Here is a 23,274-nt window from a genome sequence, read left to right as displayed (position 1 = left end):
TAATAAATGCTAACAATTGATTGAATCGGTGTCTTATGATGAGACGTAGCGCACAATAAAGTAGGCTGCTCTCCTTTTGACTTGGGGTCCGCTATGCACAGCAAACATCCATACATTGTTGCATTGAGTATATTGATACTGGCAGGTTGCAGTTCTTCCATTCCTCCAGAAGAGCGCCAAGCGGTCCGCGAAGAGATTAATGCCACATCAGATACGCTGATCAACCAGCTCAGTGAACGTTACCCTGACTTACCTGAGCAACTTGCTTATGCTGATGGTTATGCTGCTGTCTCTATGTCTAACGTAAAGATCCCAGTTTTAGGTGGTGGTACAGGAATTGGTGCAATCTATGATCAACGAGATGGCTTAGTCACCTATATCGACGTTAATCGATACGAGGTGGGGGCAGGCCTTTCACTGGGCACGACTCAAGCGTTGGCCATCTTCAATGATGCTTCAACATTAAAGGAATATCGTAGTGGATCTTGGGAACCTTCAGTCGGAGCAGAGTGGTTTTTAGGTGAAGATGGCCAGTTTAGCAGTATGAGTTTAGCTGGTAGAGACGAAGACGTACCTATCTATCTTATTTCTAGTTCAGGTGGCGGCGCTGTCGGTAGTGCCAAAGTTGTGTCGGTTTCGGTCAACTATGACCTAACAGAGACAGGACTTGGAGAAAATCGAGTACCAAATAAAGAGCCTATTCCTGCCAGCGATGTGCCACCTAAAAAGTGGGACCGAGCGCTACCTTTCTATGCTCAGAATGTTATTGATAAAGGATTTAGCTTGCCTAAGCCATTTGGTATTAGTGTGATTTATGCCGATACATTCCAACAAATGCAGCTTAATGATTTAGAAGTAGGCTTTCGAGGTTCTAACAAAGTACCGATTGACTTCGTGTCGTTTGATAACAATACCAGCCATACACAAACTCCACAGTTAAAGTTAGATGCTTGGGTATTCCCGTTTATGAATGTCTTCGCAACAGTTGGTAAAATCAGTGGTGAAGCCGATATTCAATTTACTATCGATGGGAACGACTTTCTCAATCAAATCGGTGAGGATTGCTCAAGAATAATTAATAAACCTGTTTGTATTCTCCAAGAGCGCTCACTAACGGTACCAGTAGTGGCTGACTTGAGTGGTACCAACTATACCGTTGGTACTATCCTAGCTTCAGGATGGAAAGACTACTTCTTTACGGTGCCAATTTCGGCCTCTTATGCGGATATGCGTCGTAGTGATGCTGAAGGATTTGTTCTTAATATTTCCCCTCGTGTTGGTAAGCAAATTCCACTTAAAGGCACTCAATCCATTGCCATTTATGCTGGGGCAACTTATCTGGATAGCCGTTTGACCATTTCAGGCTCACAACCTATCCCAGGAACCAGTGAGTCTATTGATTACAAGGTCGAGCAAGAGAATATTGATAAGTGGTTAGGGCTAGTGGGTGCCAACTATAACTTCAATCGAGATTGGTCTATTTCTATGGAGTATGGACAGAATGGAAGTAAAAAGCGTCAGTTTGTTTCGAGTCTAACCCGACGCTTTTAATTGAGGTCTGCCCATCCAATGAGATGGCGATGATTGAGCCGGATAGGATTAGATAAACTAATCGACAATTCATAAAATTATTCGTAATTAAATTACTTAAAACATTTGACCTTCATCACGAAATGAGTAAAATTCGCTCTGTCTTTTGAAATGTTATTACATAAGGTAGAGAAAATGAACGCAGCACTTCTATCAACATTGGACACTGAGAAAACTACAGAAGTAGAAAAAGCATCAAAATCTTCAACTTCTACTCTAGGTGAGATCGCAACTATCCTAACTATGTACCTTGCGACTTCAGCTGTAGTTTTGTTACTTAGCCTAACTTGGGTTATGTAACCAGCCTTTCAAGGATTTGAAAAGTAAGCGATACTCCCTAAAGCAGTTCATGTGAGTATCGCCTAAGTCCCCCCTTCTTTAAGAGCTACGGCTCAACCACAACGTACTTACCATTGCTCACCGCAAGAAACCAATTTCCTCTCGAAACAAAGTACTGTTGTCCTCTTTTATTTACTGCGGTCGCCCCTTCAGGGAGCTTTTTCACCATTTGTCCTAGTCGATAACGCCTCTTTGGTGGCTTCTCTACGATAATGTATTTGTGCTTCTCTTTTTTGTAGTAGTGACCATCAATCAACGCATAGGTAACGCCTGCGATGGCTAGCATAACGGCGGAGTCCGGCAATCTATGTGGCTCATAGTGGTGTACAATGTGAACTTCTTTCTTATGATGTTTGTGCTTTTTCCACGGTTTGTCGAAGTGTTTATGCCAAGGATCAGCAAAGGTAGGGGAGGACAAAACGCTCAAGAATAAGATGAGTAATAGCGCTTTTTGGGAGAATTTTTTGTTCATGAATGACCTAAGAGATGTGTGTTCTCAGGTCATTGTCTATGTATTCACGATTGTCGAGTTAACGGCCTGTCAGCAGCTGGTAGGTTTTACATGAAGCGACAATAAGTTAGCTTACTTAAATAGTTATCATGAATGCGTTAAGTCTGGATGTGATTGGTAGTATTGATACAACGCATCAATATCAGGGCTACACATTACGGACATAACTTGCTTTAGTGTATCTAGAGGCCAGTTCCACCACTGCATCTCAAGCAATTTATTGATCTGATCTTCGCTGAAACGTTTTTTGATCACCGTATTATGTCCAACCACAATGGCATAGGGCTCTACGTCTTTGGTGATAACCGAACGAGCGCCAATGACAGCGCCATCGCCGATTTTGACACCAGGCATAATCATCGCTTCACTGCCAATCCACACATCGTTGCCAATGACGGTATCGCCCGCTTTCTGAAAGCCATCTTTGACATCTGCACCGAAGGTTTCTTGTGAGAATGGGAAGGTAGAAATCCAATCAAGTCGATGCCCTTGGTTGCCCGCGAGCATAAACGTTGCCCCTGACGCAAAAGAGCAAAACTTACCGATGATCAGTTTATCAATATCGGTATAAGCACCGCTTTCCCAAAATTCTCTCGTGGGTTTATCGCCCAGTAGGTAGCGCACGGCAATGTCTTCGAAGCTCTTGCCGTGGTAAAAGCCAGAGTAATAGGAGTAGTCGCCAACCTGAATATTAGGGTTAGTAACCTTGTCTTTGATGACTTCACCTTGAAGCCAGTTAGGAAATGTATTCATGTCTTTCGTTCTTTTTGGTAATGACTCACAAAATCTAGCACGACCTTTAGTCGCTTCCAATGAGCTTGTTGTCGAAGTTTGTATTGCCCACTAAGTTACTTATAACAGTAGACGTAATGAAAGGTGAAAATATGAAGGGATTTCATATTAGACAAATGAATTTGGAAGAGGTGCAGTTAGCGGTGGATTGGGCGGCGAAAGAAGGCTGGAACCCAGGGCTCAATGATGCGCAGCAGTACTTCCTTGCTGATCCGTCCGGCTTCTTGTTAGGGAGTTTAGACGGTGAGCCGATAGCGTGTATCTCAGTGATCAAATATGACCATAGCTTTGGGTTCTTGGGGTTTTATATCGTCAAACCAGAGTATCGGGGGAAAGGATATGGAATACAAATTTGGCGTAAAGGTATGGCTTATTTAGAGGGTTGCAATGTTGCTTTGGATGGCGTCGTAGACCAACAGGACAACTACAAGCGCTCTGGATTTGTCTTGTCACACCGTAATATTCGCTATCAAAGCCTGACCGCATCATCGCCATATAATCAAGAGACTATCAAGCCTTTGCGTAGTGTAAGTTTGGATTTAGCTCAACATTACTTGCTCCCCTTTTTCCCGTCACATCGAGAGGCGTTCTATCAATCATGGCTGTTTCAACCAAACAGTGTGGCTTTGTATGCTGGTACACCTTCTGATATTAAAGGTATTGGGGTTATTCGGCCTTGCAAAGACGGGTATAAAATAGGACCGTTATTTGCTGACTCAATGAGTATTGCAAACATGCTCTATACTGGACTTACCTCGAGTGTTAATCCAGAACAGCCGGTTTTTCTAGATGTCCCTGAAACCAACAAAGCAGCACTAGAGTTGGCATCAAATCATCAAATGACCGCCTGTTTTGAGACGGCGCGCATGTATACCAAGGGCAGTCCTGATATTGCACTTGGTAGAACCTTTGGTGTGACTTCTTTTGAAATTGGTTAGTTGCCTGAAAGCTCATGTTAAGCGGTGGGTCGTGCTTCGCTATCAGTCAGATTGTTGACCCATCGATGGCTGAAAACACGCCAAGTAGCGGGGAAAGCTTTGACGATCTCTTCTGATGTCATCATTAACAATACTACCGGAAACGACCAGTCAAAGAACATCGCACCAATACCTGCAGCAGCGACTTCCTGAGTACCTAATTGACTGATCATTAAACTATCAACAAACCCCAAGCTGCTCATCAGTAAGCTTTGCAAAGCGATAGGCACGCCGAGCACCAATACACGTTTGATAAATTCGCTAAAGGTTTGTTGTTGCATCGCTTTCTCCCTGCTGTCTGTCTTATTAAATTAATAAGAATCAACATGGTATGCAATCAGTTACCTTAGATGAGATGTCGAGTTAGTCGCAATTTTTCTTATATGGAAGCGTTAACCAAGGAGGCTTTTTCTAGCTTGAGGCTAAAGAACAAAGACAGGTGATAAATATTGCGAGAGATATCGCTAACTTGGTGAAATTCTACCTGTGATTGCACCAATATGCAGCGCGCCAGAATGAGTATTAAGCTTCAATCTGGAGTTGGTTGAGATAAAGGCCTTAATATTCAGTTGGTTGAGGTTGTGTAATTATCCTTATCATATCTGGCATTCTTCTTGAAATATGAAAGTTAGACATAACTATTCATAATAAGGAGATATCCAACATGAACATGACGTTCAAACTTAAACTTGCTGCAGTGAGTGCTTCAATGGCGCTTGTATCGGGTATAGCAGTGGCTGAGGAAGAAACGATTAAAGTCGGAGTATTGCACTCCTTATCTGGCACCATGGCCATCAGTGAAACCACGCTAAAAGATACCATCTTAATGCTGGTGGAAGAGCAAAATAAAAAGGGCGGTTTACTCGGGAAGCAGCTAGAAGCTGTGGTTGTCGATCCTGCTTCCAACTGGCCATTGTTTGCGGAGAAAGCTCGCGAGTTAGTGGAAAAAGAAAAAGTAGATGTGGTGTTTGGTGGGTGGACATCGGTCTCTCGTAAGTCGATGTTGCCCGTTTTTGAAGAGTTAAACAGCATCTTATTTTATCCAGTGCAGTACGAAGGCGAAGAGTCTTCGAAGAATGTGTTCTACACTGGTGCCGCGCCGAACCAGCAAGCCGTTCCTGCCGTTGACTACCTGATGACCGAACTGGACGTCGAGCGTTGGGTGCTGGCAGGGACGGACTATGTTTATCCGCGCACGACGAATAAGATCTTAGAAGCTTACTTAAAAGACAAAGGCGTCAGTGAGAAAGACATCATGATCAGTTACACGCCATTTGGTCATTCTGATTGGCAGTCGATTGTTTCAGACATTAAGAAGTTTGGCTCTGAGGGTAAAAAAACGGCGGTGGTTTCTACGATTAATGGCGATGCGAATGTCCCCTTTTATAAAGAGTTAGGCGCGCAAGGTGTCGTGGCATTATGTACACTCGATTTGTTGACTTAAGTGAGTGACCCCATAAACTTTAGCATAACGAGAGCCCTTATTAAAATATATTTTATGTCAACAGTGACAACAAATTTCGCTTTCACTCTCCCTTGAAAATCACTGCCAATAATAGAGTTGCTATAGATTTTGTTGACATAGTTTTGATTCACATCTCAAAAACACTCAAGCAAACTCATCTTTAAACATATCTGATAGATCACATTCTCTTTGGGTGCTTCCAACGTTGAGTGTCCCCCAAAGTATTTTACTTTTTCTTGTTTTGTTGTTATCGAGGAAGTTAAAGTTTGAAACTAAGACTCCACCAACACGGCAATCCAAAGACCGTGTGGCAACAAAGTTCGAAACTCACTTTTGGACAAAAGTGCGTTAGAGGTGACCCTGCTTAAAATCAAAAAGAGGTCATATCGACCTCTTAGGTGGATTCGTACTCTCGGTTCTAGAAGACTTACAAACTAAGCACTCGAACTCACTTCACTGTATCTAACTTATCTAAGTTCATCAGGAGACCAAAATCAGGAGCGTAGAAAAAGAAACGCGCTTGATATTGACTTCTTTTCTGTAACTCGTCTCCTAATTTTTGCCTCAATAGATTTGCATCTTGAATGCCTGTTATTACAGCCAGATTAGAATAGTTCTTGTGTTGAGCAGCTCGTAAGAAGAAAGGCAACTTCTCATAGTGTTCAGCGTAATGAAGTGTTGCGGGATACCAATGGACTTCTTGGAGCATAGACATCATAAAGACTAGAGTTTCTGCCTCTATTAAGTTTTTAAAAGTAATGTCTTGTCTATCAGCCTGTCCTTTAAATAACTCTGCCACTGGAGATAAGAGGTTATCATTAGGTCTTAAGACCTCTTGTAGTGAATCTGCATTCCCATAGAATGTGCTAAAGCTCTCAAGTTCAGTACCTCTTTGAACAAGTTCTGGTGGAGCCATGTAGCTAGAAGTGAAGAGTTCATGAAGAACTTGATAGCACCTAACCTTTAAGAGAGCTGCCACTATATAGAGGAATGACTCATATAAGAAAGCTTTAGGAGCATCACTCCATCTTTCATTCCAGTAGCTCAATTCGAGTGGTCTCGTTTTCATCTCTCTAAGCTTCTCAAGAAGTCCAATAATATCCTGAGCTAGCTCTTGCTCATTTGTTACATTACCTTCAAGAAGAACCCAATCACATATCTGATTCCTGACTACTTTTAGCTTTCCGCAATCTTCGAGTACCTTGCTAGGGAAGCTACTTTCATCTGGACGTTCTTTCACTCTAATCTCTTGGACATAAGTCACCACCGAGTCAAAGAAGTCCTCTCTATACATTCTTAAACCTTTCTTCTCTTGAAGAACAGCTTGCTTTAATGACTCAAACTTAGCTCTAGCTTCATTAGCTGGTAGAGGTGTATCACTTGTAATGTAGGCAGGAACAGCACCTTTCTTTGGTTTCACATGAAGAGGCTTACTGTAAAGGAGTCTTACTAGTTGCTCCCAGTTTTCATTGACAGCTTCAGGAGTAGAGAAGTTAATGCCAATTCTTGCATCCATGAATACAGGAGCAACAGGCTCACCATTGTCTTCAAATTCACACAGTATAGGAATGAACTTGCTTTGCTTTACCTGAGAGTAAACTTTACTTGAGATGATAGTAGACTCAGTACCAACTCCCTTCTCTCTAGCATCAGCTCTCTCTTTGTACTTAGAATCACATACAACTAGAACATGAGTCACGTCTGGGTCAGTTACCATAGACTCCATGAAAGCATACTTATTATCACCTTCATTCAAGTCATAGATATCAAGTATTACTTCTACACCATCACTAATTAGCCTATCAGCCCACAGCTTAACCATCCCTTGATGATGTGTACTAGACCAGCTATACGAGATAAAGACTTTTGGTTGCTTGAGTTCTTCTGTCATCAATGCCACTCCCAGAAACAATCTACTTCTAACAAAACATTATCTTACAATGGAATCTATGCCACAAGTTTGATGTCTACCTATAACTTTAAAGGATGTTCCATAGCCACACCAAAACTGACTACAAATTACAGCAAAACGTCACATTCGCTAGGGTAATAAAGCAAAATCAATATTTTAGTTGCAGCATTTATTCGTAACAGCCCTATAACATAGTCATACCTAACTGAGGGCACTAGTTCCGAATATCATAAGATAGCGTTTGAACTCCTTGTGATAGTTTTATCAGAAAGATGGTACTTTGATAGAAAGGGCATAAGAACTATGCATTTGAATCCCCTCAAACTAACTTTGGGGCAAAGACTCAGAATTTCTTCTTTCTCCATCTAATCCTGCTGTTCAATGACTAATCCCGAATTTAAATGGAAACATTTTGCCCCTGAAATCACCTTATGGTGCCTACGCTGTTATGGTTTAATTCCAATGGGCTACCCTAACCTCAGCGACATGCTGCAAGAGCGAGGAATTTCGGTTAACCGCTCGACCATTTATCGTTGGTTCATTGAGTATGCTCCAGCACTACGCAAGAAATTACGTCGTCGTCAATTCATCCGTTACGACACTTCGTGGCAGCTTGATGAAACCTGTGTAAAGGTGAAAGGAAAATGGCATTATCTGTACCGAGCTATTAACAAACAAGGAGAGAGGCTAGACTTCTATTTCTCCCACAAACTATCAGTTCCTGAAGCGGTGTCTGCGCCACGCACCTAGTAGCGGCAAACATACTTTTTAACAATGTTTAGTAGAACGCAAAGACGCTACCTAAAGTAAACAGAACAGTCTATTCACAATTGAAAAAAGGTAAATAGGAAGCCTTATTATAAATATTTGTCTTCGCGTTAAGAGGTCTACTTAAATAAAACCCCTGGTGTGCATATACTCCACTCTTCTTACATATTATTAATTGTTCAAGGCTTTCAATCCCCTCTACGATTAATGAACAGTCATGTTTTGTTAAGAGGTTTACAAGCCTATGTAAATGTTCCAAGACTGAGTCACTTTTAATCGCGCTCCAAAACTCATGTTTATCTAGCTTCACAAAACTGAGATTCATCTGGTTTAATAAACCGTTGTCAAAGTTCGATAATGTTATATCATCCAGTACTAATTTAATACCTGCGTCACTAATCAACTGCAGATTATTCAAGGATGAACTATCGAGACTATCATATCCTCGCTCTGTAATTTCTATGTAATCTCCGCTTTTAAGACCTCTGAGTAAAATATGAAAAGTGGATCTGTGTTTAAGTAATCGTGGTTCAATATTGACCCCGACTGGGCTACTTGCCCTTGAAATACATACCACGTTCATCTGTTCTCGGAGTAACTCTAAGAGGACGTTTTCCTCTGCGCTTTCGAAGAAATAATCTGAGTCATAGTCGGTTACACGTGTAAGCAGCTCGTTATAGAGTACGCCATATGGTGTAAAAGCGGGTTGAAAAAAATAGGTTGCGTCTAAGTCTAACATGAGATTTCGTTACCATAAAGATAAAGACAGGAATGTATATCTAATTCTGAGGCTAACCCAAGTTAGAACCTATCTCATCAAACTACTCTTTTACGGAATACTCATGGGCGGAATTTTGCAGTTTAATATGAGTGTACTGCTCAGATTACACTTTAGCCGGTAACTACGGCAAGACTAGATACAGAAAGTTGTACTTTATGTAGGTTGTAAAAATGGAAAGGTAGTATATTGAAGGGGGCTTTGTTACTTAATTCGGTGAGAAAACATGTTAGCCCCATATTGTTCACTTCTTAAACAACATACAGAGTTTTAGGCATACCAGGCCCTGTAAGCTTGTTCAACGCTTTAATCATAGCGTAAAGTCTCACCAACCTGAGCATTGTAATTTCTTAGGTTTAGCTTCCCGCCTAGCAGCTGTTTTACTCGGTACATTGCAGTCTCTGATAGAGAGCGCTTATGATAACCATACCGCTTTTTCCACTTCTTATCGGAGCCGTAGAGCTTTTGGCAACCTACCGCTAAGTTACGAGGATGCCCTTGTTCCCAGAAAGCTGCTCCCTCCCTTGACGGGATAAGCGGAACAGCACACTTGAACTGTATGGCACCATGTTAATTCCGTGTGTCATAAGTGCCATCGCCTGATATCTCAATGATTTTGCGACGTGTTTGCTTAAGTAGGTTGGGAAGCACTTCGGCATCGGTAACGTTAGATAACTCAACTCTGCTACGACTATTTCGTGGGTGTTGGTATCTACCGCGACATGTAGTTTACGCCAACCCCTACGTTTCCTGTCAGTACCATGCTTCTTGACCTTCCATTCACCTTCACCATAAACCTTAAGACCAGTGGAATCAATGGCTAGGTGTTGGATTGCTCCTCGAGTTTTGGGTTTAAATGAAACCTCAACGGCCTTGGCTCGACGACTTACACATGTGTAGTGCGGGCAAACAAGCGGGATGTTAGCCAGCTCAAATACGGAGTCAAGAAAACCTTGTAGCGCTCCCAATGGCATAGAGAAGACGCGTTTCACCATCAGAGCGGTAGTAATGGCTAAGTCGCTGAATCGGCGTGGTCTACCTCGCTGCATTGTTTTTTTTGCTTCCACTCGGCAATCGCTTCGTCATCAATTCAAAAGGTCAGAGAACCACGGTTGATTGACGCCTTCCAGTTAGTTGTTTTGTAACGAGGTTTAGGGATGAGGCTACAACGATTGATGGGTATAGCCGATCAGATCGTAGCTTCTTGAATTAGTTCCATCACATCAAAGCCATTCTCCTTTCACTTTGATATAGGTCTCGTCCATACGCCATGAGCTAGATACTGGCTTTTTCGACGCCTTGCCTTGTGCTCTAGGGTTGGTGAAAAGTAAAGAGTACAACGATTAATCGTTGCGTGGTCAACGGTTACTCCACGCTCCCTCTGAATCTCCTCAATTTCACAATAACTGAGTTTGTAAGCTAGGTAATAGCGATTGGTTTCAAGCATAACTTCGGAGGGAAAGTGATAGCCTTGAGCGTGAATATATGTACCACGTTGTTTAGTGCGCCCAAGGCATCCATTTTTAGTCATAGCTATTGGGAAAAGGTATCGAGTTCTATATCACCTTTCGATGTCAATACTCGTTGAAGCTCACGCTGTACCACCGCATATTTTGTCAAAAATTGTAGTCTGACTCCACTGACAAAAGACGCTTGCTGAATTTCTACGTACTCCATCAAAGCGTCTGCTAATTCGAGATAAATCTGAGCCTTGACATAAATTTCTAAGGTTCCTTTATTCGTGTCCCCGCGTATGTCTTTGGAATAAATATCGGCGATATAGTAAAAGGTTAGCGCTTCATCAAGTATCTCTCCGAGTGTTTTATTATGTACGATCTTTTCAAAAATCGTACTGACCGCCGAGCCAACATATGGCATTCTTCCAAGAAGAATAGCTACGACTTTTTTGTAGGCTTCTCTAGAGTTTTCTTTAAGCATACGTTCTGATACTTGAAGTTTCGCCACTTCATAATTTTTTCTAACAAACGTTTCGACAATATTACGGCCTGCCAAACGACTCTTCTCTGCAGAGAGTATTTGGGTTAATGCAGTTTTAGATAACATAGATTTTTCCTCGGTTACAAAAATAAAACTTTGTTCTTATTCATCTAAGTTAAATGTAGTTTCTACAATAAAACTAACCCCATCCGTAAACATGGAAAGGAACGTTAAGGCTTTTTAGACGTCTCGAATGGAGTAAACGCTTCCAACTCTATTATATCTACGATGCTCGTAAGTTATATGTAAAAAAAAGATTGTAATTACCCCCTTACTCGTGGATTCAATAGTCTGAGGGGAGTTTAGTTAACCATTCAAGGATTCGAATCACTGCGAATGCTGAATAAGGTCAACTAGGTTTTTGGTTGAGAAAAAGTGTTCTGAAAATTCTAATACGGGAGCGATCTACTTTTATGATTAGTTTGTTCAATGTTGAGATTGTTTCAACTAAAATTAGTCCTCCCTGCCTAAAGCTCACTTTAAGATGTTTTTTGCAATAAGCCCGTTTTTACTCCCTACAAGCAATAGGGAAATGTTGTCTTTAAGCTCGGTTTTACTTTGTTTTCGAATCAAGATAATTTACAAAATACTACTTATTCTTGTTGAATAACAATATCTAGAAGATAGAAAGAAGACCATAAAAAAATCGAACCAGTAATAACTAGTGTTAATGCAATATCCAACATCATTAACTTCAAAGAAAATGACAATAGAGCAAGTGAGATAATAAAAAGGATGGTAATCAATGTGTTTGAAACCAACTTATTGCCCCTGTGCCAATTGTAGTACTTGCTTCTTAATATTTTTAGCATTCTTCTTATTCCACTAATCTAATAATAAATCACTGTCTACGAAATCTACTACTTTTCAAATTTCACGCAAGATAGTAACTATGCCAAAAGAGGGAAAAACCTCTGATAGCAGCAAATCATAGAGTTTATATTGCCAACACTTCTTTATTTAATAAGGAAGATATTTCCAACCTATACACTTACTTATCCTACGGAATTATCTAGCTGTCCGTTAGGCCACTACGACAACTAGCATGGCTGGAACATGTATATGTTGTTGGTTTGGGTGCAGTTATCGTTTTAACAACTTGACTCTTGAGCTCAGGGGGCCATTTTAGTGATTTAAAAAGAATCTACAATTTAACTATTTCTTATAGTTCCATACCCAAGTTTATCAGACGTACGTTTTATCCATAAGAGATAGGATGTATCTTTTATGTATAGCATTTTTACTAATAAAATCACTAAGTACTTTTTGAACAATTCACTTAATACTATGAAACAAAAGTATGAGCTATAGCGTGTTGATATATCTAGACTTTCATTCCATCTATGAAGAAGGTTCTGTTGTAAGGATACGGCGTAAAGTCATTCAACCCCTTATAAATAAACACTTTCCACCCCCCCCTAAAGCAGAACTCAGGTGTTCACCCGATATCGATCTTGCCTTGACCTAGGCAAACTGAGCACAAAAACAACAGAAGGTCATTGATATGAAAGCATTACAAGTGGTGTTGTTTTATAAGCCTGGTCATATCGATTATCACGGAAAGCGAACAGAGGTGGCAGCGAACCAGATCGTTATGGTCGGGGAAGAGGCCGAAATACATGCGGCAAACCGCAATGACTGGATGAGCGTATTCTTTTATCCGGGTGAAATTTGCTTAGTTTATCCATTATTAACAGACCTTATTAAATCCAGCGATACAGCTTTTCAACCCGCAGTTGGTGAAGTGAACGCGGTTCCTGTGTTTGATGAACTGGTGAATGTCATTCAGCAGCTTCACAAAGTGAACAAAGCAGTGATGTTGCGGTTCGTCTTTACCTACTGCCTTGAGATGGACAAGCCTTACTTCTCCAATCTTCTTAACCTATATGCGAATTCTAATGAAAAAGTTTTTGATTTTGTAAACAAGCATTTATACGAGCAATGGACAGTATCTCGCTACGCCGAAAAGCTTGGAATGGAAGTGACTAAGCTCAACACAGCTTTTTACAAATACTACGGCCAATCAACTAAAACCTGGCTGACCGAGCAACGCCTAAAGTATGCAAAACAGGTGATTTTAGAAACGGATTGTAGGATCGCAGACGTCGCTTTTGATGCCGGTTTTAGTAGCCACTCCCACTTTATTGGTGCTTTCAAAAAGCGCTACCAATGCACCCCATCCGAGTTTCGTGCGGATAGCAAAAGATAGGAGGTCGATATGGACCTTAATGCGATTATCAACGAATTGTCCCAGATGTCTGCTCAATCAGCACAGGACATTAAAACCAAAATGGCACAAGCTAACCCCAACAACCCAGATCAAATGCTGCAAGCCCAATTTTCAGTGCAGCAGTATTCCAACTTTCTAGGGTATGAGAGTGCCTTGATCAAAGCAGTCAAAGACATGGTGCAGGGGATCATAGCGAAGATATGAACAGTTCAAACAAACAACTGCTTGTTGAAGCAGCACTGGCAGCGGCAAACCATAGGCTAGAAAAACATGCACTTAGCATCGTAAATGCTTTCCCTTTACTGATTGAAGATGAAGAAGACAGGCGAGTTTGTGCCAGCTTGATCTACTTTGCTCTCGACAAAAGAGCTCAGGCAATTCGCTCTCTGAACGGGTTACATACACCTCAAGCTGAGGGTTTGCGTTATCTGTATGTGTCGACCACTGAAAGTGCAGACACACGAAAAATTTGTTCACTGATTACCGGAGGTCAACATGGAACTGAGTGCAATTGCTAAAGCAACCTCTTTAGCTCTGGATAAGCGGACTGAAACAGTCAACCCAGATAAAGCTATGGTGGGTAAGTTCAGCCAGTTAATGCAACAAGGAACTCAGGAAACAGCCAAGCTCAATGACATTGTCGGCCCAATGCCTAACTCAAACGCTCCTATGGGAATTTCACCCGATCAGGCTATTCAGAGCCAAACTATGGTGACAAGAGCTTTAGTGGAAGTCGACCTTGCAGCCAAAACCGCTGGTAGCCTGTCTCAATCGATCAACAAGCTGGTGACAATGCAATGAAGAAGTTCAAATGGCTAGCCTTGGTAATGGCTTTGCTGCTGACAGGTTGTAAAGTCGAACTCTACCAAAACCTGCCGCAGTCTGAAGCCAACCAAATGATGGCGTTGCTTATGCTCAATCATATTGATGCAAGCTCTGAAACTGACGCAAAAACGGGCAAGGTAACGCTGAGGATCGAGAAAAATCAATTTATTAATGCGGTTGAATTGTTAAGACAAAATGGATATCCGAAGGCCGAATACGTTGGTATCGAGCAGCTATTTCCTTCCGGTCAGCTTGTCTCTTCCCCTGCTCAGGAAGACGCCAAGATGAGCTATTTAAAAGAGCAACAATTGGAAAGAACCCTATCTAGCATGGATGGTGTTATCAGCGCACGAGTATCAATTGCTCAAAGCGATAAGAGCACCAATACAGGACGTTCAGCACCCAGTAAAAAATCGGCTGCTGTGTACATCAAGTATTCACCGGAGGCAAACTTAGGCAATTCAGAGTCTCAGATACGGAATCTGATTAAAAATGCGGTGCCTGATTTGCAATACGAAAACATCAGTTTGTTCATACAACCCGCAGACTTCCGTTACCAGCCAGTCGTTCAACCTAACTCCGATTGGGAGGATGTCCAGAACTGGCTCATCGCAAACAGAATTCCGGTAACCGTTGGTTTAGGTAGTGTGGTTATTACCGGTGTAGTTGGGTTGGGGTTAAGCCGAAGAAAAGAGGGTTGAAGATGTTTGTTGATACAATATCGCAGAACAAAATGCTAAGGCAGGCCACCACAAGGTTGCACCCTCAATGGTGGTCAGAGCTGGATTTGGAGACTCTACACTCTGTTCAAGAACATAATCAATTGGTGAACAAGAGACTTGATAACGTCATTCTAAGCCGAGCAGGGTGTCAGTCAGTATGGCTAAGTGAATGCTCAGAGGAAATGAATAAGTGGCTGTCTGTTTTGCCAAGAATCTCTCTAATTGCGACAGCCGCCGGGCTGTTGTCGCAAAACTGCCCGGATTACTTGTGGGATAGCAGCTATCGAAGCGTCTTAAAACAGAAATTTACTCAACCTCAAATTGAACAGTTGATCGCTCTATGGCCAACGGGTAGCGAACCTCCAGCATGGTCAGAAAACGATGTTCTGGAACAAGCTGAGTTTTTTAGTGCCAGCGCCATATACTACCTTTGGAGCGATCAGCCTTTTTGGTTGCTGTTTCGCCTGAGCTTACCGGTACTCGATACACCAATGGCACTTACTCAAGACGACATAGAGCGCGTCGAAAGCTGGATATTCAGATTGGAGCGTTTTTTATGAAGCCATTTGCTATATCAGTAAGGCATTGTGACTTAGACAAATCTAGTGACACGGTTGCCAAACAACAAATTGAATCAGCCATCCGCAGAACATATTGTGAATTGAATGCCCGTCAAAGAATAGCTGCAATCATTCGTCAAGCACGTCTGAAAAGGGATGAGGCCCATCACCAAGCCGAACGTATCCTTCAGGAAGCACACCAAAACGCGGAACAATTGGAATCGACATGGCGAGAACAAGCCCAGCAACAAGCAGTAAAGGAGTCGGTTAGGTGGCTTGTCGAACAAAGGGAGCTTGAACGTAGCCTAATCGAAAACTTGAAAGGCCGGATTCGTCAGCAAGTACGCGATGTTATTGAGCAATGGTCCGTTGAGCAGGACATCAGCCAATTTTTGGTCAAGCGAATAAGCGACCAAATCGCTACTCAAACAACCAAACAAGCTCTGACTCTTTTCGTTCCTCAAGAGCATTACTCGACGATGGAGCAAGAGTTTGGAGAGCATTTAAATGTGCAGATCAACACTGAGTTGAATCGAGCTCAAGCAGAACTGTCATCAAACAGTTTAGTTGTCAGAATCGATCTCGACCAGCAATTGCGAACGCTACTCGATTCGTTCTCCCATCCTAGTCAGCAGTCGACAGCTTAAGAGAGGGGTTTAGAAAATGAGAGTTGATGGAAACGCCAGTGCAGAGCTTCATGCATTTTCTCAAAATACGCCCAATACAGCGCCCGTCAACGAGTCAACCGCCTCGCGAGCGAGCGCAGCCCTTGCTGAAGTGAGAGCAGAAGCGATGGAAGAAACAATGGAAGGGTTAAGCCTTGGGTTGAGTAGCATGATGAAGCGCTTAAACCTAGTCGCTAAAGTGCAAGATCCGATGATGAATGGTATGGAAAAGCTTCTTCAGCAAATGGATGAGATGGCACTCCAGTCTATCAACCGAATCTCTGAGCAACTTTCTCAAATGAAAGACGCTTCTCAGGTGTTTTCTGCGTTAGAAAAGTCGGGCTTAGACAAGGGAAAGGTCGCCTTGGTTTTGACGTCTCTCCTTGGTTTTAAGGGTTTAGACCCAGCGATGAAGAAACAGCTTAAGAAACGCCTTGCTGAACTGCTCGCGGAAGAAGAAGTAGAGCTAGAAATCTTAGCTGCCGCGCAAGGGATAAATGTTGATAAGAATGGCTTACGTGCAGTTCGCCATCTCTATCAACATGCCAAACGAGGTGAAAAAGGCCTAGCGCATTGGTTTGAGCTATTAGAGCAGCATGAAGATAGACGACTGTATATTCGCATTCTTATTCGCTCTATGGCTGAACCGCTTGATGAAGGTCAAAGACGTGACGATATGACCAAAATTGCGGCCACAATTGAAGACTTAAAACGGTTATTGTTGTTTCTTACATTTGAAGACCATTGCATATCTCTGGCTAAGGCGATGGTGTTGGAGCCTCATTCTGTTATGTCCGCCACGATAGAATTGCTTGAGCAGTCCTGGATATATCCAGCCGCACTATCACTGATTATCAATCGGCTAGCGCTGGTTGATGAACGTAAAGTGGTATTCCTAAGACGCTGGAAGGACTTAATGGCGGTAATGGCTGAAGCCTGCTATCGAGATCCGGAACAAAAAGAGCACATTCAGGAAGCGATACTCGAACTTCTAGACGAATGGAATGAATGATCAATCCGTTAAGGGGAGAACGACAATGAATAATGAACTACTGCTAAACCGCCTTGGTGAAAAATGAGGGTTGCCTTTGGTGTTTGACCAATTAAACCAATGCATGTTGCTGATGGATGAGCATCTTATGGTGTCGGTGCCACAAAATGACCAAGATTGGAAGCTGAGATGCATGCTGACGACAGTAGAACCAGAAGCTTGAGGGTAAAACTTTTAAGCGAGCACTGTAGCTTAATCATGTGTTAAGCAGGGTGGGTATTGATTATATACTTTATGAGGAGAGCACCCGCGCGATTCTGTATCAGGTTCTTATTCATTCTCATCAAAACAGTGACGAGATTTTCGAATAACTCATTGAGGGGTTCTGTCGCAAAGTTTCGAATCATCGGTTAAGATTTAGTCAACTCCCATTTGCCACTCAGAGTACTGATGCTTAAAGGCTGTCAATTTCCCTCCGAAGTTATGCTTGGAACCAATCGCTATTACCTAGCTTACAAACTCAGTTATCGTGAAATTGAAGAGATTCAGAGGGAGCGTGGAGTAACCGTCGGGCTCTTAACTTTTCACCAATCCTAGAGCACAGGGCAAGGCGTCGAAAAAAGCCAGTATCTAGCTCATGGCGTATGGATGAGAAATATATCAAAATAAAAGGAGAATGGCTCTACTATTATCGAGCTGTCGTTAAATTTGGCGACGTCATTGATTGCTACCTCAGTTACAATCGGGATGAGGCAGCAATCGATACAATAAATGCCCAACTTTGGTTAACTGGCTTCTTTATGCTGTCACTGATTGAGATATTGAATGTCACATATCTGAACAATATCGTGGAGCAAAGTCATCGCTGGGTAAATCAGAAAACCCGTCAAGCTCTCGGACGGAGGTAATTGGAGGGAGCGAAAGCTAGCGTCCATGGTAAAGAATTATGGACGATATTGAAACGTGACCAAATAGAAATTGAAGGTGACACAGCCTTTGAACGATTTTACGCGCTAGCAGAATAGTCGCATCTGAAGGACGGGTATGAGAAGTCCATGCTCGAGCTAACTCGCTTTGACTGTCAGGTAACAAAGGAAAAAGGCGACCCTAGTGTAAGTGGGAACAGTCTAAAATCTTGGTCTGCGTGGGCAAAGCAGAATGTAGCAGACAATTGGTCAGAGGCTTACCATAAGCTTTATAACACTTTGTCTTCGGGTGAACTTAGTTCTAATTATCAGGGTGTTATGAAAACACTTGGACAACTGCATAACTGAGCAATGGTAGATCCTGTAGAGTCACAAGCACTTGCTGGTAACCTGACACACGCCTATCAGATAATCAGTTCTAACAGTGGTTGGTTTGGCAATGATCTTGCTGCTATGGACTCAACGGTCTTGAAAACGAGCACCATAGAAAATCAAGTTAAAGACATCCTGCTGGGACGTCGAGAGTTTTTGCCTAACCACGAATGTGTGCACCTTGGAGGTTTGGTACAAACGTGGTCAGAGCACAAAATGGCCAACGTAGTTAACCGATATCTTTCCACCAAAGTGATGGTCAATGCTTTGATGGAAGGTATTCATAAGCAAGGCAGCTTCAACGATCGTGCACAAGCTGTTGCGTCGTATGCGATGCAATGTCAGGCTTTTCAAGATGTCGGTACGCTTCCCAGAGATTGTTTCGAAACCAGCAAAGCGGGTGCAATGAGCCGGATATGGCAGGATGCTAAAAATACCTGGCAAGATATGAACTGGAAAGCGAAAGCTATTTCTGTTGCGACCATAGCAGCAGTAACACTATGTGGGGCTTCGATTGTAGCATTAATTGTCTTCGCTATTGTTAGAACTGGTGGACTTGCAATTGCCGCTATTGCGGGTGTTGGTACAACGCCAATTAGTGCTTGTTTTTCCAGAATAGCAATGAACTTAATTGCTGCGACTGACTTTCTTGGAATGAATGATGCGCACAACAGAGCAAAAGAAAAAACGACTTAGCAGCGTGTCGATGAAGTGTTAAGGCGGCTTGCAAACAAAACCAAAGATGATCGGCTATTAGGAGACTTACTAGGTTATTCACGCAAAGATGTTGATCAACTGATACAACTTAGTCATTTACGTGAAGACCAACGAGAAAAATCATTTCGTTATCAGATCTCGAGTATTGCTTCTGAACGTGAGTGGCAGATGATTTAACAGAATACACGCGATAAAGCCGAACTGATAGAAACAGCAATATGTACCTGAAACACTGCTTAAGGATGAGAATTGCGTTATTGATTGGGATAGTTGTTACCAGCAAGTTGAACAAGCGATAGTCAAGCAGACCACTTAAAACTCATGTCGCCTCGGAACAATCCGGGGCTTATTTCAGGTGTAGACCTGATATCCCAAGCACCATAATCGTTGCATCATAGAACCATAGGTAATTTATGCAACGATTATGGATCTTCAAATCACGACAAAAATTGAACAGCTTATTGTGTTGCTCAGGCTGCCAAAAGTTCAGGTTTCAGACATCATAGAGATTCATCAGAAGCCCTTTGGCTTAAGGCTGGAAGTGCAGGGCCCTCGACTCATGCTGACTTCGTGGCTATTGGAGAGTAATGGTCATGATTTGGACAATGCACTTAAGAGAAACCAGCCCGAACGATTCAATGGATTACCTCAACGTATTTTTCCGATTAAGAGCCAACTGTTTATTAGCGTACTATGCCCTGAGCAGCTTGATGCACATCAGTGGTTTCGTATGTGTCAGAAGCAACGTCAGTTTCTGTCGCAGCTAGGTAGAGGAGAGTAGCTATGTCAATCGCCACGCGTTGGTTAGCGAAGGTAGCCGGAAGACAAGATATCATCCTAAGCGCAATGCTGGTGATCGCTGTATTTATGATGATTCTACCTTTGCCGACAACCTTGGTGGACGTACTTATCGCCGTTAATCTGGGGATGTCCATCATCCTGCTTATGATTGCAATCTATATTCGTGATCCGCTGGAGTTTTCAGCGTTTCCTTCCATGTTGCTGATCACCACCTTATACCGCCTCGCGCTAACCATAAGCACCAGTCGACTGATTTTGCTTCAACATGACGCCGGTGAAATCGTGTATACATTTGGCGACTTCGTGGTCGGCGGGAATCTGGCCGTTGGTATTATCGTCTTTGCAATTATCACAATTGTTCAGTTCATCGTGATTACTAAAGGTTCGGAACGTGTTGCAGAAGTCAGTGCCCGATTCTCGCTTGATGGTATGCCAGGTAAACAGATGAGTATCGACGGAGATATGCGTGCTGGAATCATTGATGCGAAAGAAGCTAAACGTCAGCGCTCAGTGGTTCAAAAAGAGAGCCAGCTTTATGGCGCAATGGATGGGGCGATGAAATTCGTAAAAGGTGATGCCATTGCGAGTGTTATCGTGATCTTAACGAACATCTTTGGTGGTATTGCTGTTGGGGTCCTTCAGCACAATATGTCGGCGTCAGAAGCTCTAAATACTTACGCTATTTTATCCGTTGGTGACGGGTTAATTAGTCAGATTCCATCACTGCTTATATCGATTACTGCGGGTTTGATCGTGACTCGTATTCCGGGTGAAACCAAAAACAACCTTGCCAATGAACTGGTTCAACAGGTTTCCCGTCAGCCTTCATCACTCCAGATGGCAGCTGCGGTGATGTTAGTGTTTGCAATCATTCCAGGCTTTCCATGGTTTGTATTTGGCCCTCTAGGTTTAGTGGTGTTGGGTGCGTCTTTTTGGTTAACTCGAAAAGAGAAAAACAAAGAGGATCATCAGGGCTTTGTTGCTAATGAGAATGTTGAAGCCAGTGGTGAGCAAGAAATGATGCCAGGAGCTGTGCCTCTTATGTTGACGATAGGGGAAGACCTGATTGAAGAAAATTTAAGCAAACCCCTACAAAAGCTTAGGTGGAAAATGTTTGAAAAACTGGGTTTACCTCTTCCTGAGGTTCAGATGCAAGTGCTGCGCAATAGCCGTCAAGATGAGTTTGAACTGCTCTTGTATCAAGAGCCGATCATCAAGCTGAATTTGGCGAAACAGAACATCCTGACACTAAAGGGTATCGATGGGGTAGACAGTGAGCAGAATAAGCTGGCGTTTAATCAGCAGATCTTATATTGGCATCCAGTCGAGGCGTTAGAAACCATTCAACTCTCAGGGCAGGAATACTATCAGGGTAACGATATTGTTATTCGCCTTGTTGAGATAGCGACTCAGCATTACGCCAAAGAGTTTTTAGGCGTGCAGGAAACGCGTTATCTGATGGATTCTATGGAAATGCGTTATACCGAACTGGTCAAAGAGCTGCAACGCTTATTGCCTGTCAGCAAGGTGACCGAAATTCTCCAGCGTCTGGTTGAAGAAAACATCTCAATCCGAGACTTACGTACAATCTTCGAAACGCTTGTGGAGTGGGCGTCGAAAGAGAAGGACACCATTATTCTGACTGAGTACGTGCGTGTGGCTTTACGTAGGCATATCCGACGCAAGTTTACTGTTGAACAGGGCTGGATTCCGATGTTGCTGATTGGTCACAGTATCGAAAATAAAATCCGTGAATCTATTCGTCAGTCAGCGGCTGGGGCATATAGCGCGTTAGATCCAGAAGAAGAGCAGAAGATCATTGCGTTAATCAAGGATAAATTGCCTGGCCACATGCCTTGTGTGCTGCTGACATCATTGGACGTACGACGCTATCTGAGAAAGATCGTAGAGCCAACTATGCCGATGACACCTGTGTTGTCTTTTCAAGAAATAGGCGACGATGCTAGCATCAAAGTGATCGCGCAAGTCGATACATTAGCGGAGGTGCCAAATGCAATTGCCGGATAAAACGTATTTAGCCGAAGCGCTCAATCAGCAACTGTTTCCTGATCTGCCTCTGGCACCGACATTTCGCCAATTTGGAAAAACTCTGGAAGTCACGTCGACGTTAATTCGTTCCACCTTACCCGGAGCAAGGCAAGGCGAGCTATGCATGATTGGTAACGATCTTAAAGCAGAAGTGGTGGCCATCAAAGGTGAAGAGGCATGGCTATCACCTTTTCGCTCAACAACCGGGATCGCAACAGACATGAATGTAGAGCCAATGGGGCATGGTCACAGAGTGATGGTTGGTGAAGAACTACTTGGGCGTGTGGTAGATGGATTTGGGCACCCGATGGATAAGAGTAACTGGGTTGGTAAGTGGCGAGAAAATCACGGGGAAGCCCCCGATCCATTAAAGCGTAAGTTGATCAGTAAAATCATGCCGACTGGGATCAAGGCTATCGATTCAACGCTCGCTTTAGGCATAGGACAGCGCGTGGGTATTTTTGCCGCAGCTGGTGGCGGTAAAAGTACACTTCTTGGCATGCTAGCGGGTCACTGTGAAGCGGATGTTGTCGTGTTGGCCTTAGTTGGAGAGCGGGGAAGAGAAGTCCGTGAGTTTATCGAATATTGCCTTCCACCAGCCGCGAAAGAAAAAACAGTATTGGTTGTTACGACGTCAGATAAGCCACCTCTAGAACGGATGAAAGCAGCAGTAACAGCAACGACGATTGCAGAGTTTTTTCGTGACCAAGGTAGGAATGTTCTGCTTATGGTTGACTCATTAACTCGTTTTGCGCGAGCGGGTCGTGAAATTGCCCTTGCCGCAGGTGAACCACCTGTAGCTAACGGGTTTCCGCCGAGTGTGTTTGTTCAACTTGCTTCTTTACTTGAACGTGCCGGTCCGGCGCCTGTCGGGAGTATTACTGCTATCTACACTGTGCTGGTGGAAGGAGACAATATGAACGAGCCTGTTGCAGATGAAGTACGCTCAGTTCTTGATGGTCATATTGTGTTAACACGCAAGCTAGCTGGCGCGGGACATTATCCAGCGATAGATGTTAATTCAAGTGTAAGCCGCGTTATGGATCAGATTGTCACTGCCCAGCACAAAGATGACGCCAAGCACCTAAGGCATTTGATAGCGCTCTATCAGGAAGTACAGTTACTCATTCGAGTCGGTGAATATCAGCCGGGTCAAGACCCTACCACAGACGAGGCAGTTGCTAAATTTGACTCAATCGAACGCTTTCTCTGTCAGGGGGCGAATGAACCTTCACCGTTCAAAGAGACACTTCTGCAGTTACATCAATTAAACGAAGGGTAAATGA

The 23,274-nt window shown here is 43.0% G+C and carries 23 protein-coding genes and 6 pseudogenes; 21 read left to right on the top strand and 8 right to left on the bottom strand.

Features of this window, described 5'->3' with window-relative positions:
• The first annotated feature begins 93 nt into the window (after positions 1-93).
• Both L2W36_RS23265 and L2W36_RS23260 read left to right on the top strand, forming a co-directional pair.
• Positions 94-1,551: a porin family protein gene (locus L2W36_RS23265; protein WP_236111723.1), complete on the top strand. Its 1,458-nt coding sequence runs from the start codon at positions 94-96 to the stop codon at positions 1,549-1,551.
• A gap of 174 nt (positions 1,552-1,725) precedes the next feature.
• The gene (locus L2W36_RS23260; protein WP_156020246.1) at positions 1,726-1,890 is read left to right on the top strand and encodes a hypothetical protein; all 165 of its coding nucleotides are present in this window, start codon (positions 1,726-1,728) and stop codon (positions 1,888-1,890) included.
• 85 nt (positions 1,891-1,975) lie between these two features.
• On the opposite strand, the gene L2W36_RS23255 is transcribed toward L2W36_RS23260, so the two are convergent.
• Both L2W36_RS23255 and L2W36_RS23250 read right to left on the bottom strand, forming a co-directional pair.
• Positions 1,976-2,401 carry a DUF6515 family protein gene (locus L2W36_RS23255; protein WP_236111722.1) on the bottom strand — a complete coding sequence of 142 codons (426 nt, stop codon included), beginning with the start codon at positions 2,399-2,401 and terminating at the stop codon, positions 1,976-1,978.
• Positions 2,402-2,527: 126 nt separating this feature from the next.
• A complete protein-coding gene (locus L2W36_RS23250; protein WP_006074648.1) occupies positions 2,528-3,193 on the bottom strand; it encodes a CatB-related O-acetyltransferase in 666 nt (221 codons plus the stop codon).
• A gap of 131 nt (positions 3,194-3,324) precedes the next feature.
• On the opposite strand from L2W36_RS23250, the gene L2W36_RS23245 reads away from it, so the two are divergent.
• Positions 3,325-4,170, top strand: coding sequence for a GNAT family N-acetyltransferase (locus L2W36_RS23245; RefSeq protein ID WP_207383190.1), 846 nt, complete (start codon positions 3,325-3,327; stop codon positions 4,168-4,170).
• A 17-nt stretch (positions 4,171-4,187) separates the two neighbouring features.
• On the opposite strand, the gene L2W36_RS23240 is transcribed toward L2W36_RS23245, so the two are convergent.
• Positions 4,188-4,490 carry an MATE family efflux transporter gene (locus tag L2W36_RS23240; protein WP_236111721.1) on the bottom strand — a complete coding sequence of 101 codons (303 nt, stop codon included), beginning with the start codon at positions 4,488-4,490 and terminating at the stop codon, positions 4,188-4,190.
• A gap of 383 nt (positions 4,491-4,873) precedes the next feature.
• Between L2W36_RS23240 and L2W36_RS23235 the strand changes: the two are divergent.
• Positions 4,874-5,620, top strand: a pseudogene (locus tag L2W36_RS23235) (transporter substrate-binding protein); the annotation flags it as partial.
• Positions 5,621-6,122: 502 nt separating this feature from the next.
• On the opposite strand, the gene L2W36_RS23230 reads toward L2W36_RS23235, so the two are convergent.
• Complete coding sequence (locus L2W36_RS23230) at positions 6,123-7,565, bottom strand: SEFIR domain-containing protein (protein WP_236111720.1); 1,443 nt, start codon at positions 7,563-7,565, stop codon at positions 6,123-6,125.
• Between the two features lie 402 nt (positions 7,566-7,967).
• On the opposite strand from L2W36_RS23230, the pseudogene L2W36_RS23225 reads away from it, so the two are divergent.
• Positions 7,968-8,328: pseudogene (locus L2W36_RS23225) on the top strand (DDE-type integrase/transposase/recombinase); the annotation flags it as partial.
• A gap of 78 nt (positions 8,329-8,406) precedes the next feature.
• On the opposite strand, the gene L2W36_RS23220 reads toward L2W36_RS23225, so the two are convergent.
• The 4 genes and pseudogenes from L2W36_RS23220 to L2W36_RS23210 all read right to left on the bottom strand — a co-directional run bounded on the left by L2W36_RS23220 (position 8,407) and on the right by L2W36_RS23210 (position 11,196).
• Entirely contained in the window at positions 8,407-9,093 is a 687-nt protein-coding gene (locus tag L2W36_RS23220) for an EAL domain-containing protein (protein WP_236111719.1), read from the bottom strand.
• Between the two features lie 290 nt (positions 9,094-9,383).
• Positions 9,384-10,291 (bottom strand): annotated as a pseudogene (locus L2W36_RS23215) (IS5 family transposase).
• Between the two features lie 67 nt (positions 10,292-10,358).
• Positions 10,359-10,663 (bottom strand): annotated as a pseudogene (locus tag L2W36_RS27570) (hypothetical protein); the annotation flags it as partial.
• Between the two features lie 2 nt (positions 10,664-10,665).
• Positions 10,666-11,196, bottom strand: a complete 531-nt coding sequence (locus L2W36_RS23210) for a hypothetical protein (protein ID WP_236111718.1) — start codon at positions 11,194-11,196, stop codon at positions 10,666-10,668.
• Positions 11,197-11,439: 243 nt separating this feature from the next.
• On the opposite strand from L2W36_RS23210, the pseudogene L2W36_RS23205 reads away from it, so the two are divergent.
• The 16 genes and pseudogenes from L2W36_RS23205 to L2W36_RS23135 all read left to right on the top strand — a co-directional run.
• Positions 11,440-11,630: pseudogene (locus L2W36_RS23205) on the top strand (hypothetical protein); the annotation flags it as partial.
• Between the two features lie 1,004 nt (positions 11,631-12,634).
• On the top strand, positions 12,635-13,339 hold the full coding sequence (locus tag L2W36_RS23200; RefSeq protein WP_236111717.1) for a helix-turn-helix transcriptional regulator: 705 nt from the start codon (positions 12,635-12,637) through the stop codon (positions 13,337-13,339).
• Between the two features lie 9 nt (positions 13,340-13,348).
• On the top strand, positions 13,349-13,564 hold the full coding sequence (gene sctF / locus L2W36_RS23195; protein WP_236111716.1) for a type III secretion system needle filament subunit SctF: 216 nt from the start codon (positions 13,349-13,351) through the stop codon (positions 13,562-13,564).
• The gene (locus L2W36_RS23190) at positions 13,561-13,878 is read left to right on the top strand and encodes an EscG/YscG/SsaH family type III secretion system needle protein co-chaperone (RefSeq protein ID WP_236111715.1); all 318 of its coding nucleotides are present in this window, start codon (positions 13,561-13,563) and stop codon (positions 13,876-13,878) included. The genes sctF and L2W36_RS23190 overlap by 4 nt, the downstream gene beginning before the upstream one ends.
• Positions 13,856-14,161, top strand: coding sequence for a type III secretion system inner rod subunit SctI (sctI, locus tag L2W36_RS23185; RefSeq protein ID WP_236111714.1), 306 nt, complete (start codon positions 13,856-13,858; stop codon positions 14,159-14,161). Before L2W36_RS23190 ends, sctI begins: the two co-directional genes overlap by 23 nt.
• Entirely contained in the window at positions 14,158-14,886 is a 729-nt protein-coding gene (gene sctJ / locus L2W36_RS23180; protein WP_236111713.1) for a type III secretion system inner membrane ring lipoprotein SctJ, read from the top strand. The genes sctI and sctJ overlap by 4 nt, the downstream gene beginning before the upstream one ends.
• A gap of 2 nt (positions 14,887-14,888) precedes the next feature.
• Positions 14,889-15,467 (top strand): type III secretion system domain-containing protein, encoded by a 579-nt coding sequence (locus L2W36_RS23175; RefSeq protein WP_236111712.1) that lies wholly within the window; start codon positions 14,889-14,891, stop codon positions 15,465-15,467.
• The gene (locus tag L2W36_RS23170; RefSeq protein ID WP_236111711.1) at positions 15,464-16,114 is read left to right on the top strand and encodes a type III secretion protein; all 651 of its coding nucleotides are present in this window, start codon (positions 15,464-15,466) and stop codon (positions 16,112-16,114) included. Before L2W36_RS23175 ends, L2W36_RS23170 begins: the two co-directional genes overlap by 4 nt.
• 16 nt (positions 16,115-16,130) lie before the next feature.
• The gene (locus L2W36_RS23165) at positions 16,131-17,144 is read left to right on the top strand and encodes an HrpJ domain-containing protein (protein WP_236111710.1); all 1,014 of its coding nucleotides are present in this window, start codon (positions 16,131-16,133) and stop codon (positions 17,142-17,144) included.
• 79 nt (positions 17,145-17,223) lie between these two features.
• Positions 17,224-17,346 carry a hypothetical protein gene (locus tag L2W36_RS27395; protein ID WP_268980828.1) on the top strand — a complete coding sequence of 41 codons (123 nt, stop codon included), beginning with the start codon at positions 17,224-17,226 and terminating at the stop codon, positions 17,344-17,346.
• A 227-nt stretch (positions 17,347-17,573) separates the two neighbouring features.
• Positions 17,574-18,031: pseudogene (locus L2W36_RS23160) on the top strand (DDE-type integrase/transposase/recombinase).
• A gap of 147 nt (positions 18,032-18,178) precedes the next feature.
• Entirely contained in the window at positions 18,179-18,397 is a 219-nt protein-coding gene (locus L2W36_RS23155) for a hypothetical protein (protein ID WP_236111709.1), read from the top strand.
• 3 nt (positions 18,398-18,400) lie between these two features.
• Entirely contained in the window at positions 18,401-19,117 is a 717-nt protein-coding gene (locus L2W36_RS23150; RefSeq protein WP_236111708.1) for a hypothetical protein, read from the top strand.
• Positions 19,118-19,562: 445 nt separating this feature from the next.
• The gene (locus L2W36_RS23145; protein WP_236111707.1) at positions 19,563-19,919 is read left to right on the top strand and encodes a hypothetical protein; all 357 of its coding nucleotides are present in this window, start codon (positions 19,563-19,565) and stop codon (positions 19,917-19,919) included.
• Between the two features lie 2 nt (positions 19,920-19,921).
• Positions 19,922-21,967 (top strand): EscV/YscV/HrcV family type III secretion system export apparatus protein, encoded by a 2,046-nt coding sequence (locus L2W36_RS23140; RefSeq protein WP_236111706.1) that lies wholly within the window; start codon positions 19,922-19,924, stop codon positions 21,965-21,967.
• Complete coding sequence (locus L2W36_RS23135; protein ID WP_236111705.1) at positions 21,951-23,270, top strand: FliI/YscN family ATPase; 1,320 nt, start codon at positions 21,951-21,953, stop codon at positions 23,268-23,270. The genes L2W36_RS23140 and L2W36_RS23135 overlap by 17 nt, the downstream gene beginning before the upstream one ends.
• The last annotated feature ends 4 nt before the right edge of the window (positions 23,271-23,274 follow it).

This window comes from Vibrio sp. McD22-P3 (assembly GCF_021568915.1).
GTDB lineage: Bacteria > Pseudomonadota > Gammaproteobacteria > Enterobacterales > Vibrionaceae > Vibrio > Vibrio mediterranei.
The sequence above is the reverse complement of the archived record's forward strand: the minus strand, read 5'-3'. Positions and strand labels throughout refer to the sequence as shown.

Bases quoted from the DNA above. Each gene is read 5' to 3' on its own strand.
- L2W36_RS23265 (WP_236111723.1), top strand. From the start codon at position 94: ATGCACAGCAAACATCCATACATTGTTGCATTGAGTATATTGATACTG.
- L2W36_RS23260 (WP_156020246.1), top strand. From the start codon at position 1,726: ATGAACGCAGCACTTCTATCAACATTGGACACTGAGAAAACTACAGAA.
- L2W36_RS23255 (WP_236111722.1), bottom strand. From the start codon at position 2,401: ATGAACAAAAAATTCTCCCAAAAAGCGCTATTACTCATCTTATTCTTG.
- L2W36_RS23250 (WP_006074648.1), bottom strand. From the start codon at position 3,193: ATGAATACATTTCCTAACTGGCTTCAAGGTGAAGTCATCAAAGACAAG.
- L2W36_RS23245 (WP_207383190.1), top strand. From the start codon at position 3,325: ATGAAGGGATTTCATATTAGACAAATGAATTTGGAAGAGGTGCAGTTA.
- L2W36_RS23240 (WP_236111721.1), bottom strand. From the start codon at position 4,490: ATGCAACAACAAACCTTTAGCGAATTTATCAAACGTGTATTGGTGCTC.
- L2W36_RS23230 (WP_236111720.1), bottom strand. From the start codon at position 7,565: ATGACAGAAGAACTCAAGCAACCAAAAGTCTTTATCTCGTATAGCTGG.
- L2W36_RS23220 (WP_236111719.1), bottom strand. From the start codon at position 9,093: ATGTTAGACTTAGACGCAACCTATTTTTTTCAACCCGCTTTTACACCA.
- L2W36_RS23210 (WP_236111718.1), bottom strand. From the start codon at position 11,196: ATGTTATCTAAAACTGCATTAACCCAAATACTCTCTGCAGAGAAGAGT.
- L2W36_RS23200 (WP_236111717.1), top strand. From the start codon at position 12,635: ATGAAAGCATTACAAGTGGTGTTGTTTTATAAGCCTGGTCATATCGAT.
- sctF (WP_236111716.1), top strand. From the start codon at position 13,349: ATGGACCTTAATGCGATTATCAACGAATTGTCCCAGATGTCTGCTCAA.
- L2W36_RS23190 (WP_236111715.1), top strand. From the start codon at position 13,561: ATGAACAGTTCAAACAAACAACTGCTTGTTGAAGCAGCACTGGCAGCG.
- sctI (WP_236111714.1), top strand. From the start codon at position 13,856: ATGGAACTGAGTGCAATTGCTAAAGCAACCTCTTTAGCTCTGGATAAG.
- sctJ (WP_236111713.1), top strand. From the start codon at position 14,158: ATGAAGAAGTTCAAATGGCTAGCCTTGGTAATGGCTTTGCTGCTGACA.
- L2W36_RS23175 (WP_236111712.1), top strand. From the start codon at position 14,889: ATGTTTGTTGATACAATATCGCAGAACAAAATGCTAAGGCAGGCCACC.
- L2W36_RS23170 (WP_236111711.1), top strand. From the start codon at position 15,464: ATGAAGCCATTTGCTATATCAGTAAGGCATTGTGACTTAGACAAATCT.
- L2W36_RS23165 (WP_236111710.1), top strand. From the start codon at position 16,131: ATGAGAGTTGATGGAAACGCCAGTGCAGAGCTTCATGCATTTTCTCAA.
- L2W36_RS23155 (WP_236111709.1), top strand. From the start codon at position 18,179: ATGCTCGAGCTAACTCGCTTTGACTGTCAGGTAACAAAGGAAAAAGGC.
- L2W36_RS23150 (WP_236111708.1), top strand. From the start codon at position 18,401: ATGGTAGATCCTGTAGAGTCACAAGCACTTGCTGGTAACCTGACACAC.
- L2W36_RS23145 (WP_236111707.1), top strand. From the start codon at position 19,563: ATGGATCTTCAAATCACGACAAAAATTGAACAGCTTATTGTGTTGCTC.
- L2W36_RS23140 (WP_236111706.1), top strand. From the start codon at position 19,922: ATGTCAATCGCCACGCGTTGGTTAGCGAAGGTAGCCGGAAGACAAGAT.
- L2W36_RS23135 (WP_236111705.1), top strand. From the start codon at position 21,951: ATGCAATTGCCGGATAAAACGTATTTAGCCGAAGCGCTCAATCAGCAA.